Source organism: Citrifermentans bremense R1, assembly GCF_000426865.1.
GTDB lineage: Bacteria > Desulfobacterota > Desulfuromonadia > Geobacterales > Geobacteraceae > Geomonas > Geomonas bremensis.
The window spans coordinates 1-13,646 of sequence record NZ_AUGE01000016.1 but is presented as its reverse complement, the minus strand read 5'-3'; the positions used below and the strand labels follow the sequence as shown (position 1 = coordinate 13,646).

Below are 13,646 nucleotides of genomic sequence, written 5' to 3'. Positions count from 1 at the left end.
CAATCGTGTAACCGACCGCTCCGTCCATCCCCTCTCCCATAGGGCGAGGGGAGAACAGCTACCCCCTCCCGCGCGGGGAGGGGGAACTCCTGCCTAAGCCAACTTGGTCCGGTTCCGGACCTCTTTCCTATTACATCTTCACCAGCGTCTTGGCGATCACGTCGTGGTTCAGCCAGAATACCGGGGCCTTCGGCTCCCAGGAGCTGTCGAACATCAGTTTTCCTACCCCCTGGAACACGCCCTTGGAGAGGACGGCGCAGACGATCTCCTTGGGGTCCGCGTTCAGGCTGATCAGCTCCGCCGATACGTTCAGCATGTACTCCTGCTGTTGCGGCTTGTTGTGCTGCGGCCAGCTGTCGAAGTCCCGGGTGCTGGTGACGAGTTCCGAGGTGAGGTAGGTGTTGGCGATGCCGAGCAGCGTGTCGACGGTGGCCCCTTCCTTCAAGAGCGCCGCGCACTCCTTGACGATCTTCTGCTCCCCTTCGGCCCTGAGCGCGTCCATCAGCGGATAGAGGGAATTCTCGACCCCGAGGAAGAGGGCGCTGGAGTTGGTGAGGATCTCCGGGCAGTTGTAGACGGTTGCCTTGATCCCTTTTTCCCATGCCTCGATGGCGATGTCTTCCAGGCGGATCTTCGCCCACCCCTGCAGGTAGGGGGTGTAGGACTGCCAGGTGACGACGCCGTCGATGAGTACGCCGGTGCCGTGGTAGCCGTAGGCCGCGTAGGTTACTTCGAGCTTCTCCCTGAGGCCCGCGGTGGCGTCGATCAGGTAGCGGAAGGTGTCGGCGGTCACTTCGTTGAAGCTCGCGTCGCAAAGGCGCCCCATGTCGGAGTTCCAGAAGGCTTCGGAGGAGAGGAAGCGGTCTCCCTGCCCCTTGAAGAGCTTGTTGAGGATCGGCATGAAGACGCGCGCCCTGGGGATGCCCCCCGCCATGGTGTGCACCACGAGGAGTCTTCCCTTGGCCGGGAGCATCTTCTCAACTTCTGCCACCACAGCCGCGAGGTTCTTGCAGAAACGCTCGGTGCCGCGCTTTTTGGAGAATTCGACTTCGGCCTGGTCCAGTTTCACCGAGGCCCACTCGTCAGGTTTAGCGCCTTTGAACCTGTCCACCGGTGCGATCCCGTCGCTACCCGGCTCCATGTCGAAGCCGGCTTCCAGCGGGATGTTGATGATCTTGCCGCCCAGGTTCTCTTCCGCCGCTGCCAGTTCCTCGGCGTTGAGCGGGCGCAGGGTCCCGTCGTTGTCGCGGCGGCCTACGGTGGCCCCGATGATGGTCATCCCCTTGGCCCTTGCCTCGTCGACGATGCCGTTGGCATAGCCGCGGCCGAAGAGCTCGCCGCAGAGAAAAAATACGTCCCCTTCCTTGAATCCGGCAGTAGCGGGAATTTCCCGCATCGCATTGTACCTGCTCATTTAGTTTCCTTTCTTGGTTGAAAATACGCGGGAGGCTTAGTCGCCCTCCGCACTTGCATGGCGCCTTCCATCCCACTTCCACTGGAAGGGGGGGGAGCGCCATGAAACTATCGCGCGATCCGCCGGGTAACGGTCGCAGAGGCTGCGCTGTCTTTAGTACTCGTCCCGGCCGCTCAGGTTCTCGAAGCGGGTGAACTCGCCGCGGAAGGCAAGATGAACCGTTCCGGTCGGGCCGCTTCTGTGCTTGCCGATGATGACCTCCGCCTTACCCTTGAGGTCCTCTTTATCCTTCTCATATACCTCTTCGCGGTAGACGAACATGATGATGTCGGCGTCCTGCTCGATGGCTCCCGATTCCCTCAAGTCGCTCATCATCGGGCGCTTGTCGGAGCGCTGCTCCAATCCGCGGTTGAGCTGCGAGAGGGCGATGACCGGTATGCTCAACTCCTTGGCCAGACCCTTGAGCGACCGGGAGATCTCGGAGATCTCCTGCTGGCGGCTTTCGGGGTTCGCGCCGCCGCGCATGAGCTGCAGGTAGTCGATGACGATGAGCCCGATGTTGTGCTCCGCCTTCAGGCGCCTCGCCTTGGAGCGGAGCTCCATGATGGTGATCGACGGGGTGTCGTCGATGAAGATCTTCGCGTCGTGCAGTTTGCCGCCGGCCTTGATCAGCTTGGGCCAGTCGTTCTCAACCAGGTGACCGCTTCGCAGGCGGCTCAGGTCGACCTTCGCCACGGAGCAAAGTAGCCTCTCCACCAGCTGCTCCTTGGGCATCTCCAGGGAGAAGACGGCGGCGGGGTAGGCTTGGTCGGCGTCGATGGCCGCGTACTGGGCCACATTCAAGGCAAAAGTGGTCTTTCCCATTGCCGGGCGTCCGGCGATGATGACCAGGTCGCCTGCGTGAAAACCGGCCGTCAGCTTGTCCAGGTCCGTGTAGCCCGTGGGGACGCCGGTCACCAGCTCCTTTTTCTCGTAGAGGAGCTCGATGTTCTTGATGGTGTCCTTGAGGATGTCGCTCACCTGGTAGTAGGCGGGGCGGATCTTGTTCTCCGAGATCTCGAAGATCACCTTCTGGGCTGCGTCGAGGAGTTCCTCGGTATCGATCTTGTCCTCGAACCCCTTGCTCACGATGTCGGTCGCCGCCGAGATGAGCTTCCTGGTGAGCCACTTCTCCTTCACGATCTTGCAGTAGTAGGAGATGTTCGCGGCCATGGGGACGAAGTCGACCAGCGTCGCCAGGTAGGCCCCGCCGCCGACCTCTTCCAGCTCACCTTTCTTCTTGAGGATGGTGGTCATGGTGATTAGGTCGCAAGGCTCCCCGCGCTCGTTCAAATCGATCATGGCGCGCAGGATCTTCCTGTGGCTTTCCCGGTACATATCGTCCGGCACCAGGATTTCGAGGACGCGGTTGATCGCCTCGTTATCCACCAGGATCCCGCCCAGGATGGACATCTCCGCCTCTATGCTCTGCGGTGGCAGCTTTCTCATGTCCATTGCGTTCATGCAGACCTCTAATTGACAGTAACCCTTCCCTGTACCGCAGCGCCGACGGCAGTCGGGAGGCACAGTACAGCCGTCGGATAGTACCCGCATCCGGCGCGCCGGTCAACAAATTTGGAGGGGGGTGACTACCCGCCGACCTCCTTGAGGAAGGCGAGGGACCTGAGCTCCCGGTCCAGGTGCAGGTCGATGGCGGGGTTCAAAAGCAGGTCCGCTTCCCGAAGCTCGGGCTCGGGGAAGGATATGGCGCCGAAGCGCCCGGTCTGCATGGCGAGCGCCAGAAGGCGCGCGGTCTGTTCGGAGATTCCCCTCACCTGCAGGTCGGGCTGGTAGCCCAGGATCTTGAGGAGATTGACGGCGAAGAAACGGCGGTCCGAAGGGGAGGGGGGGGCCTCGTTCAGCCTTTCCAGGTAGCAGTACAAGAGGCGGAACAGGCGGGGGGCCGGTTCCTCGTCGGGGGTGAGCCGCTCCACCAGTTCGCAGGCGTAGGCTGCGCATCCTATCTTGACGAGGTCCCCGCGGATACCGGGGAAGATGCTGACGATGTCGGCTGAGGAGAGGGTGGCGAGGCTGTTTCCCTGCTGCAGCTGGAGCTTCAGGTGCGCGAACTGCTCCAAGGCTCCGGCGAAGCGCTTCTTGCTGCGCTTGGCCCCGCGCGCCACCCCCTGCAGCTTCCCCTGTTCCAGGGTGAAGAAGGTGACGATCCGGTCGGCCTCACCGAAGTCGGTGAGGCGGAGCACTATGGCCTCTGCCTCGGTTTTTCGCATCGGTCGAAGGTACATCGGCCGCCGGATCAAGTCAAGCGGTGAGGAGGGCGGGGGAGAGCCCCTACTTGAGGTTCATCCGGTGCAGCAACAGGCCCAGGTACCGGTTCAGCGGGTGGCTCCTCGGGAGGCTTTTGATGGGCTGCAGCTTTCTGGTGCCGCAGCGCGCGAGCTCGGCAACAAACTCCGGGCCGCCTCCGGCCTGCACACCCCTGCGCAGCGTGTCGAGTCCTTTGCTCTTCTCGCCGGAGAGGATGAGCACCCTCCCTGCATTGAGGAGGATGCGGATATTTTTCGGCTGCTGCAGCAGCGCCCTTTCCGCCATGTCCCGCGCCGCGCGCCCTGTAGCGCCGCTTTTGATCATGCTGTAGGCGAGGTCGGATGCAGTCTCCGGGTTTTCCTCCAGTGCCTGCGCCTGTTCGAAACAGCGCCGGGCCAGGAAGTAGAGCTGGCGGTTCAGCGCCTCCCGTCCCTTGCGGCGCAACTGTTGGGCGTCCGCCCCCGTCTCGACCCGCTCCACCTTCTCCAGCACCACGAAGCTCGAAGGCGGGGTGGTTTCGGGGAATTCCTCCCGGTGCAGCTCCATGAATCCATCGGGCAACTCCGGGAATATTGCATCCCCCTGGTAGTTGCCGTGGACGACGGTGAGGTAGAGCCGCTGGCAAAATGGCAGCGCTTCCTGAAAGACTTCAGCGCCGCCGCAGATGAAGACCTCCTCCTCGCCTTCAGCCGCGGCGATCGCAGCCGGGAGGTTGCGGGCTATCTCGCACCCCTCTATCTGCGACCCCGTCCTGGTGAGCACGATGTTGCGGCGCCCCAAAAGCGGGTGCCCAATCGACTCGTAGGTCTTTCTCCCCATGATGACGGTATGCCCCATGGTGATGGACCGAAAGCGAGTGAGGTCCGAGGGGATATCCCAAGGGAGCCCTCCGTCTGCGCCTATCACCCTGTTGTCAGACAAGGCCGCTATCGTGGAGATGATCATCATGACCTCCGGGGTCGGTATTGCATAAAGGGTCCAACCGTCCATCGTCAGCGCAGTGTCACCACCGTCACCCCATCGCCCCCTTCGTAGCGCTCGCCGGTGCGGAAGGAGGCGACCAGCGGGTGGTCGGCCAAGTAGCTCCGCACCCCCTTCATCAGGGCGCCTGTTCCCTTGCCGTGCACGATGTGCACTTCCGGGATCCGGTCAAGCGCGGCGTGGTTCAGGAACGGTTCCAAAACGCCGATCGCCTCCTCCACGCGCATCCCGAGGAGGTTGATGGTGGAGGCCGGCTCGGCGCGCTCCTGCTCTTGGGCCTGCTGCTTCTCGCGCCGCTTCTGTACCTTCTTCGGTTCTTTCCCTTTAGGCTTTAGCAACGAATTGACCTGCACCTCCATTTCCATGCTCCCGGCACGGACCCGCGCCTTGCCTGAGCGCGTATCGATGGCGAGGACGGTGGCGTCGCAGTTGAGCAGCTTGACGAAAAGTACGTCCCCCACCGACACCTTTTCCGGGTCCACGTTCTCCTCGGGGTGCAACTCTTCCAGCGCCTGCTCCAATTCGTTCGCCGCCTGGTCGAGCTTTTCCTTCGCCTCCCGCGTCTTGGTCTTCTCGCGCTTGGCCTCGTCCAGAAGGGCAGCCACCTCGCGCTTGGCTTTCCAGATGATCTGCTGCGCTTCCAATAACCCCTTTTCCTTGGCGTCCTTTACCAGTTGGGCCGCCTCATCCCTGCGGTCCACGAGGTTCCGCTCGGCGAAGGCTACCTTTTCCTCCCTCTCCGCCATATCCGCCAGGGCTTGCTCCAGTTGGGCCCGCTTTCCCTTCAGGTCGCGTAAAAGGGAATGGAAGTCGGCCTCCATGGTCCCGATCATCCCGCGGGCGAAGCGCACCACGCGATCCGGCAGGCCGTAGCGGCTGGCGATTTCGAGAGCGTGCGATTCCCCCGGTTCGCCGACCACGAGCCGGTAGAGCGGCGCCAGCTTGTCGCGGTCGAAGGCCATGGCGGCGTTCACCATCCCCTCCTCGCGCTGCACGAAGCCGATGATCTCGGTGAGGTGCGTGGTGGCGACCACCAGGGCCCCCTTATACTGCAGCTCCTTGAGAACCGCGCAGGCGATGGCCGCGCCCTGGCCCGGCTCGGTGCCGGTCCCCAGTTCGTCCAGAAGCACCAGCGCGCCCTGGCCGGCTTCCTCGATGATGCTGGAGATCTTGAAAATGTGAGCGGAGAAGGTCGAGAGGCTCTCCTCTATGGACTGTTCGTCCCCGATGTCCACCAGGATGCTTTCCACCAAGGGGAGCACGGTGCCGGGAAGCGCCGGGACCGGCATACCGCAAAGGGCCATGACGCAAAGTAGACCCGCGCTCTTGATGGCGATGGTCTTGCCGCCGGTGTTGGGGCCGGTGACCACCATGACCCTGTTGTTGGCGGCGAGCTCCAGGTCGAGGGGGACCACCTCCTTACCCATCAGGGTGAGGATCGGGTGGCGCGCCGACTTGAGCAGTATGGCGGGGGTAGGCGAGATGACCGGCGTCTCGCTCCTGAGCTTGTCGCTCAGGGTGGCGATGCAGTTGAGGATGTCCAGGCGCACCAGCGCCTCGAACTGCTCCAGGATCTGCTCCGCGTCCTCTCGGATCCAGTTGCAGATCTGCCTGACGATCCTGATTTCCTCGGCCCTCTCGTCGGCGACCAGGTTCTCCAACTCGTTGGCCAGCCCGATGATCTCCAGCGGTTCCATGAAGGCGGTCTCGCCCGAGTTGGAGACGTCGTGCACGACCCCCGGGACCATCCCCTTCGAGTCCATGCGCACCGGGATGACCCAGCGCCCGGACCTCTGGGTGATGAAGTCGTCCTGCAGGAAGATGGCGGTGTGCCGCTCCCGGACGATCTCCTCCAGCCTTTTCTTGATGCGGGCGGTGAACCCCTTCTTGCGGCCGCGGATGTCGGCCAGGAGCCTGGAAGCGGTGTCGAGGATCTCACCTTCCTCGTTCACCGTGTGTTCCAGCGGATTCAAGAGGTCCGGGAATCCGGTGATGGAGCCGGCTTGCGAGGTGAGGAGCGGCACGTCGGTGCGAAAACCGAGCTGCGCGGAGATGGCGCTCATCACCCGCAGCGTCGGGATGAAGCGCTGCAGCTCCAAAGGCGAGATCACCGCGCCGGTCGGGCGGACCGCTCTGACCTGGGGGGTGATGTCCTCGAACTCCGAGAGCTTGAGGGCGATGCCGAACCGGGTGAGCTTGCGCAGCTCATCGACGAGCCCCAGGCGGAGTTCGATCTCGTCCCGTGCCGAGAGGGGCGTTATGGATAGCGCCCCTAAGTGAGAGGCGTCGCAATGTGCATAAGAAGCGACGGTGTCGAGGATCTTGTCGAACTCCAGCCGCTTAAGGGTATCGGTGCTGATCATTAAATTAACTCCGGAGGGTAGTTGGGGGTGTTACAAAAACCAGGCGACGGGGCTGAAGAGCCGCTCCAGGAAACGGATCGACCACCCCCGCCTCTCGTGCTCGTGCAGGACGATGCGGCGGGCGCCGGCCAGGTCGAATTCCAGCATCTGCTCCACCTGCGCGCCGAAGATCTGGCTATCCACGACCACGTTCAACTCGTAGTTGCGGTGGAAACTTCTGAGATCCATGTTGGCGGAGCCGACCATGGTCCAGTTGCCGTCGATGAGCAGCACCTTAGCGTGCAGCACTGCGCTGTTCATCTCGCAGATCTCGATCCCGTTTCGCAACAGCTGCGCGTAATAGGTTCTGCTGACCAGGCGCACCAGGGGGACGTCGCTTTTGTGGGGCAAAAGGAGCCGCACCCTTACGCCGCGCCCCGCCGCCCGCAAAAGCGAGCGGATCACACGGGGACCCGGGACGAAGTAGGGGCTCGCTATGGTGACGCTCTCCGAGGCGCCGGCAATGGCGAGTCGGAAGGCGCTCCTGATGAAGCTCCGCTCGTGGTGGGGGCCGCCGTTGATGACCATGACGTTCGCGTCCCCGACGATATCCGGCGGGGGGCCGGGATCGCAACCGATGGGGGGAGTGCCGCATTCGCCGGTCCAGGTCTCCTGGAACAGCCTCAAGAGTTCCAGCCCGACTTCGCCCTCTATCTTGAGGCCCACGTCGCGCCACTTGGTCCGCTTCTTCCCGAGACCGGAGTAGACATTGGCGATGTTCATGCCGCCGGTGAAGACGCGCCAGCCGTCCATGACCGCGAGCTTTCTGTGGTCCCTCTTGTCGAACCAGGCGAGTCCGTTGCGAAACGGAGGAGGGTTGAAGGCCCGGCAGCACACCCCTCCTTTGGAGAGCCTCTTGAAGAAGGCGGCCGGTGTGTCGAAACAGCCGATGTAGTCGTACAGGAGGTAAACCCGCACGCCCCGGGCGGCAGCGGCCAGGAGCGCGTTCGCCATCAGGCGCCCGGTCTCGTCGTCTGCGACGGTGTAGAACTCAAGGCAGATGCTGGTGGTGGCTTTTGGGATCGCATCGAAGAGGGCGGGGAAAAAGTCGGAGCCATAGCGAAACAGCGTGGCGCGGTTGCCCGCAAAGGAAACAGCCTCCGTGTTCCTCCTGAAGAAGTCGAAGAACTTCTTGGTCTGGAACAGCAACTGCTTTCTTTTGCGCCGCATCCTGATCATCTTTAGCGAGCCTGCCTTTCTTTAAGCGAAGAAGCGCGGAAATAACGTCAATGGCATTACTTCCGCGCTTCAGGTACTGCGGACTGAAGGAGTCAGTCGCTTATACCGCGACGACTTCCTTGATACCGGGGACCTTGTCCTTGATGGTTCTTTCGATCCCCATCTTGAGAGTCATGGTGGACATGGGGCAGTGGCCGCAAGCGCCGACGAGGCGCACTTTGACAATGCCGTCGTCCGTTACTTCAACAAGTTCCACGTCGCCGCCGTCTGCCTGCAGTGCGGGACGGATTTGTTCCAATATTGCTTTTACTTCTTCAGTCATTTACTCCTCCAATTGGTCTGGGTTAGCAACAGGGACGAGTCTATAAGATTTTTGCGATAAATGCAAAGAAAGGTGTGAAAGTTTCAGAGAGCATCTTAATCTTTGCCATGCACCCCCGGAGTGGTAAGCGGGAAGGGCGCCAGCACCTGGTCCAGTTCCGCCTCGGTCAGTATGCCGCTTTCCAGGATCACCTGCCGGATGCTCTTCCCGGTCCGGGCCGACTCCTTGGCGACCTCCGCCGCCGCGGCGTAGCCTATGCTCGGCGCGAGCACGGTGGCAAGCCCCACCGACTGGTCCAGGTAGTTGCGGCAGCGCTCCTCATTGGCGCTGATGCCGGCGACGCACAAGGTGGCGAACTGATGCACCACGTTCTTCAGTATCTCCAGGGAGAAGAGCGTGTTGAAGGCGATCACCGGCATCATCACGTTCAGCTCCAACTGCCCGGCCTGCGCCGCCATGGCGATGGTCAGGTCGACGCCGACCACCTGGAAGCAGACCATGGTGGTCACCTCCGGCATGACCGGATTCACCTTCCCCGGCATGATGGAGGAGCCGGGCTGCATCGCGGGGAGGTTGATCTCCCCCAACCCGGTCCTCGGCCCCGAGGAGAGAAGCCTCAAGTCGTTGGCGATCCGGATCAGGTTGAGAGCGGTCCCCTTGAGGGCGGAACTGAGCGCCACGAAGGGATCCATGTTCTGCATCCGCTCGACCAGGTTCCCCCCCCGGTTCAGCTCTTGCCCGGTCTCGCGGGCGAGCCCCTGCACTATCAGGTCGATGAAGGCCTCTTCCGCGTTCAACCCGGTGCCGACGGCCGTGCCGCCGATACCCAGCTCCCTCAGGGCGGGAAGCGCCCGCTCGATGCCGGCGCGGTTGTTCCCGATGGCCTTGCCGTAGGCGGCGAACTCCTGCCCCAGGCGGATGGGGACCGCGTCCTGCAGGTGGGTCCGCCCGGACTTCAGTATCCCGTCGAACTCCTTCCCTTTTTGCTCGAAGGCTGCGGAAAGCGCGGCTAGCTCCGTCATCGTCTGCTCTGCCAATTCCAGCGCGGCGAGCCGCATCGCGGTCGGGAAAACGTCGTTGGTGGACTGGGCCATGTTGACATGGTCGTTGGGATTGACTCGCGAATAGTCGCCCTGCTTGCCGCCCAACATTTCCGCCGCGCGGTTGGCCAGCACCTCGTTGACGTTCATGTTGTGCGAGGTCCCCGCGCCGGCCTGGAACGGGTCCACCACGAACTGGTCGGCGAGCGCCCCGGAAAGGACCTCGTCTGTCGCTCTTACAATGGCGCCTCCCACCTCGGCGTCCAGCCTGCCGGTCGCCATGTTCGCCTGCGCGGCGCACTTCTTGATCCTCACCGTGGATCGGACCAGCGCATGGTGCGGCTTTAGTCCTGAAATGGGGAAGTTGGCGACGGCCCTCTGGGTCTGAGCCCCGTAATAGGCCCCCTCCGGTACCTCAACCACACCCATAGTGTCTTTTTCGAGTCGTGTTGCCATGTCTGCTCCTTCCCAGCTTCTGCCAGTGTCCAGAATCAAATAAAGCTCGGGCTGTTTCAGGTGATTCGGATATAGACTTTGCAGCTTCCCTTATAGCGTCCTTGTTACTTTGAGCGTCGAGCCTCTTCAATCGTGAGACAGAGACAGTAGCTGCGCATTAGGTGTGAAGCATTCTAGCTGATGGCGTTTGCCAGTCAATGAACTAATTGTTCAAGCGTCAGCAATTCCTCGACTGTTTGGGATTCGAAGATAGGACAACCCATTGACTCGGGGACCATCAGGTCGACCTCATAGCGGTCGCCGACGAAAAGAGCCTCGGCAGGTTTGACAGCGATTTTGGTCAGGATGTCAGTGATGAGCTTGGAGTCCGGCTTGGGAAGCCAGTAATCCTCAATGGTGAAGATTTCACGGAAAAGGCCGGTGACGCCCAACCGGGCCATGATGCGCCCGGAGAGGTCACGGTTGTTGTTGGTATAGAGGTAGAGGCCGAAGCGGGTGGCCAGGAGCTTCAGGAGCTTGGGCACCCGCTCGTCCCTTTTCAGGAATTCTTCTGGATGGATATCGGCGGCGAACCTGCGGTGCATTTCCGGGAGGTTTCCCCCCAGCGCCTCCACGGAGCGGCTCAAGGTACCGCCGTCTCTGCTTTCGGCGCGAGCCCGCTGCAGCATCGCCTCGGCGTCGATCATATCCACCTGCCGCAGCGCTGCTACGTAGCGGATCGCGCTCTGGTTCACCTCATCGCCCAGCCGGTCCTCCCGGTAGAGCGTCCCGTCCAGGTCAAAGACGATCGCCTTCAAGTCCTCACTGTGCGGGAGCGGCGAGGTCACAGTCCCATTCCCCATTTCCTCATGCAGAGAAGCTGCGGGTTGTCGACCCCCTTGGACTGGATCAGCACTTTGAATGTGTCGCCCATGCCCCCCTCGGGAAGCATCAGCTTCTTGAGCGCCAGCCGGTGCTTGAGGCTTTCCTGCTCGTCCTTCGCCTGAGCCTCCAGCCTGATCAGCTCCTCCATGAGCCCAGCGGAGAGGAGGAAGCGGTACTGTTCGCCGTACCACGCCTTCTTGAGGCCGGCCTCTTCGCCGTCGACGATGAGTTGGCTGAAATTGATGTGGGTGGTGATGTCCTGCTCGCCCACGAGTTGGTAAGGGTTTTCGTTGGTGGAGTGCTTGTAGTAGCAGAGGAGGGTCCCGTTTCTTCTTTGCGGCGTGTACAGCTCGCCGGCGAGGTAACCGTAATCGATGGTGAGCACGAAGCCGCGGGTGAGCGTGGCGGCCGCCTGGGCGATCCAGCCCGACGCCGCCAGGTTGATCTCGGCGCGCTGGCCAGGGAGGAGTCTCACTTCGTATTTGCGCAGGTACTGCTCCAGCTCCGGGGTGGAGGGTGGGAGAAGCCTCTCGACGAAGCCGTCCTCGTTCGCGGATACGTACACCTCACGCAGCCCCGCCTCGGTCAGTTCCACGATGTGCACCGGCATGGCGTCGAAGAGTTCGTTGGAGATAATGCAGCCGGTGAAGGAGAGCGTGCCTGCGGCGAGTTCGTCAGGGGAGCTCCAGGCAAGCCGGTCGGCGTGGCGCGAAAGGCGTGCGGCCTGGGCCTGCTGCAGGGAAGGTTCCTTCTCTATGAGGCGATAAGTAAGGCCACTGTAGAAAGCGGGGTTGTCTTCGCTGATGGCGTCGAGTATGTCCTGGGCCAGTTGGCCGCCCCCCGCGCCAGCCTCGGCGATGGTGAAAGATGCAGGGGAGTCGAGTTGTTCCCAGAACCGGCAGATCTCCTGAGCGATAAGCCGTCCGAAAGCGCTGTGGACGTTCATGCTGGTGTAGAAGTCCCCCTCCGCGCCTACTTTGCGACCCGCGGAGGTGTAGTACCCCAGGTCCGGCTCGTAGAGAGCTGATTCCATGAAGGAAGCGAAAGTTATATCCCCGCCAGTGCGGATGCGGTTGAGGATGATTTCGGCAAGTTTAGTAGTTGCAGCGCCATCGGTCATTGAGAGCCCTCCTGAAGCACACTTTTATATACGTAACGCTAATTGTTGTCAACGAATGCGCCCCCATTGCCTTTGACAAAGATAAGCGATTTCTATATATTGTCACCTAATTTTAAGACTGCCATAGCACGTCACATGAAGGCACCGACACCTGATGTGACAGATTTTAACCATCCACCAGATTGGCACGGTTCCGGTCTTTGGTGTTGTGGCATATCAGAGACTTAGTCAATGAGGGCGCAGCATGAGATTTGTAGTGTTGGCAGCAAAGAGGGCGGATGGTGACAGTTTTCCCTCAATGGCGAGTTATACCAGCCAGAGGAAAATGAAAAGCGAGCGCCTTGGGGCGTAAAGCGAACAAGGAGAGAACCATGAATACTGGAGCCATGTATGAGGGTTATGCGAGATTAACCGCCTTCCGCAACAACTGCCCTAAGATTGGGCCATTCGTTGATACGAGTTACATTGCAGAATATCATCAGATCGTAGATCTCCTTGAAGAAATTGGGGGAAAACAACTGCATAACTTCAGGGTCCCACACAGCCAGATGAAGCCCATAATACAAGGTTACGATATGGACACGGAAACGTCTAGATACTCAACTGAACGCTTCTGTGACTCGACTTTTCTGCTTATGAAAGTCGAAGCTCTTTTGTCATTTTTTGCAATGGTGACAAACTCGTCAGAGAAGCGCCCAATCGGATTCGCTCCTCGGTAACTGCCGGCGACGAAAACAATCAATGAGCTAGAGGGCACGGAAACATGAAGATAATTCTGAATCCATACAAAGATCCTGCTCAAGGCCTGGACTGGCATGAGCAAACGCCAGAAATAGAGACGAGAATCACCGGGGTCATGAAGGAATTTGGGCAATCAATCGATTACTCATTGCAGGAAATGAATATTGGGATAGGCGCAGATTGGCCAACCATTGCCGTGAACGTCGCTACAATAGCTGGCGTTGGTTTATTTGCGATCCCAGAGGCCCATAAGCGAGTGCGTGAAGCTTTAGAAGAATGGCACCGTATCGGAGGAAATTTCCAGAAATTAATGGATTGGCTACCTAGCAAGGAACCATTGGTTTCATACCCAATTGAAATCCTTTTTATCTCCGCTTCGGAAGCACTGGTCGGTGTTTTAGGAAACGATGATGCTGTGTTTATAAAATATCAGGAAGTTGAGCCAGTGGGGAGCTATTCAGAGAGTTGTGGGTTATATGAGTTCCAGTATAGAACATATGCTGATGGGTGGAAGGTAGTTATCAATGGTAGGAAAATAGTTAAAACGATAGAAAAAGTATAACAAATGTGGCGGCAGACGGTCTACGATTTGTTCAGCCGCTGCACCCTCGCCCAGTTGGATAGAGCGATGGCGGCGGAACACTTTGTCCAAGGAGATTCAAGGTGACAACCCGAGCAACGCTCATTCGCAAACTTCGAAATCGTGTGCCGGACCTTGACGCATTAAGGAATAAGGGGACGCCCATTAATAAATAAAAAACTAGGAATTGGTATGCCTCGCCAGTCTCGCATAGATGGATCTGGTGCACTGCACCATATAATT

At 60.3% G+C, this 13,646-nt stretch carries 12 protein-coding genes; 2 read left to right on the top strand and 10 right to left on the bottom strand.

All coding sequences use genetic code 11. From position 1 onward, the window contains the following. Positions 1 to 130 precede the first annotated feature (130 nt). The 10 genes from K419_RS0111165 to K419_RS0111120 all read right to left on the bottom strand — a co-directional run bounded on the left by K419_RS0111165 (position 131) and on the right by K419_RS0111120 (position 12,082). Positions 131 to 1,414: an enoyl ACP reductase FabMG family protein gene (locus K419_RS0111165; RefSeq protein WP_026841661.1), complete on the bottom strand. Its 1,284-nt coding sequence runs from the start codon at positions 1,412 to 1,414 to the stop codon at positions 131 to 133. A gap of 153 nt (positions 1,415 to 1,567) precedes the next feature. Then, on the bottom strand, positions 1,568 to 2,917 hold the full coding sequence (dnaB, locus tag K419_RS0111160; protein WP_026841660.1) for a replicative DNA helicase: 1,350 nt from the start codon (positions 2,915 to 2,917) through the stop codon (positions 1,568 to 1,570). Between the two features lie 125 nt (positions 2,918 to 3,042). Next, positions 3,043 to 3,681, bottom strand: a complete 639-nt coding sequence (gene recO / locus K419_RS0111155; protein ID WP_026841659.1) for a DNA repair protein RecO — start codon at positions 3,679 to 3,681, stop codon at positions 3,043 to 3,045. 61 nt (positions 3,682 to 3,742) lie between these two features. Continuing rightward, positions 3,743 to 4,663: a dihydrofolate reductase gene (locus K419_RS0111150; RefSeq protein WP_026841658.1), complete on the bottom strand. Its 921-nt coding sequence runs from the start codon at positions 4,661 to 4,663 to the stop codon at positions 3,743 to 3,745. 47 nt (positions 4,664 to 4,710) lie between these two features. Continuing rightward, the gene (locus K419_RS0111145; protein WP_026841657.1) at positions 4,711 to 7,062 is read right to left on the bottom strand and encodes an endonuclease MutS2; all 2,352 of its coding nucleotides are present in this window, start codon (positions 7,060 to 7,062) and stop codon (positions 4,711 to 4,713) included. A 30-nt stretch (positions 7,063 to 7,092) separates the two neighbouring features. Then, on the bottom strand, positions 7,093 to 8,280 hold the full coding sequence (locus tag K419_RS0111140) for a phospholipase D-like domain-containing protein (protein WP_026841656.1): 1,188 nt from the start codon (positions 8,278 to 8,280) through the stop codon (positions 7,093 to 7,095). 100 nt (positions 8,281 to 8,380) lie between these two features. Beyond that, positions 8,381 to 8,602 carry a NifU family protein gene (locus K419_RS0111135; RefSeq protein WP_026841655.1) on the bottom strand — a complete coding sequence of 74 codons (222 nt, stop codon included), beginning with the start codon at positions 8,600 to 8,602 and terminating at the stop codon, positions 8,381 to 8,383. 95 nt (positions 8,603 to 8,697) lie between these two features. Continuing rightward, complete coding sequence (locus tag K419_RS0111130) at positions 8,698 to 10,098, bottom strand: aspartate ammonia-lyase (protein WP_026841654.1); 1,401 nt, start codon at positions 10,096 to 10,098, stop codon at positions 8,698 to 8,700. Positions 10,099 to 10,292: 194 nt separating this feature from the next. Then, the gene (locus tag K419_RS0111125) at positions 10,293 to 10,940 is read right to left on the bottom strand and encodes an HAD family hydrolase (RefSeq protein ID WP_051292991.1); all 648 of its coding nucleotides are present in this window, start codon (positions 10,938 to 10,940) and stop codon (positions 10,293 to 10,295) included. Further along, positions 10,922 to 12,082 carry a class I SAM-dependent methyltransferase gene (locus tag K419_RS0111120; RefSeq protein WP_026841652.1) on the bottom strand — a complete coding sequence of 387 codons (1,161 nt, stop codon included), beginning with the start codon at positions 12,080 to 12,082 and terminating at the stop codon, positions 10,922 to 10,924. The genes K419_RS0111125 and K419_RS0111120 overlap by 19 nt, the downstream gene beginning before the upstream one ends. A gap of 371 nt (positions 12,083 to 12,453) precedes the next feature. On the opposite strand from K419_RS0111120, the gene K419_RS0111115 reads away from it, so the two are divergent. Together K419_RS0111115 and K419_RS0111110 are read left to right on the top strand one after the other, a co-directional pair. Continuing rightward, positions 12,454 to 12,801, top strand: a complete 348-nt coding sequence (locus K419_RS0111115; protein WP_026841651.1) for a hypothetical protein — start codon at positions 12,454 to 12,456, stop codon at positions 12,799 to 12,801. Between the two features lie 44 nt (positions 12,802 to 12,845). Beyond that, positions 12,846 to 13,385: a hypothetical protein gene (locus K419_RS0111110; RefSeq protein WP_026841650.1), complete on the top strand. Its 540-nt coding sequence runs from the start codon at positions 12,846 to 12,848 to the stop codon at positions 13,383 to 13,385. Positions 13,386 to 13,646 lie beyond the last annotated feature (261 nt).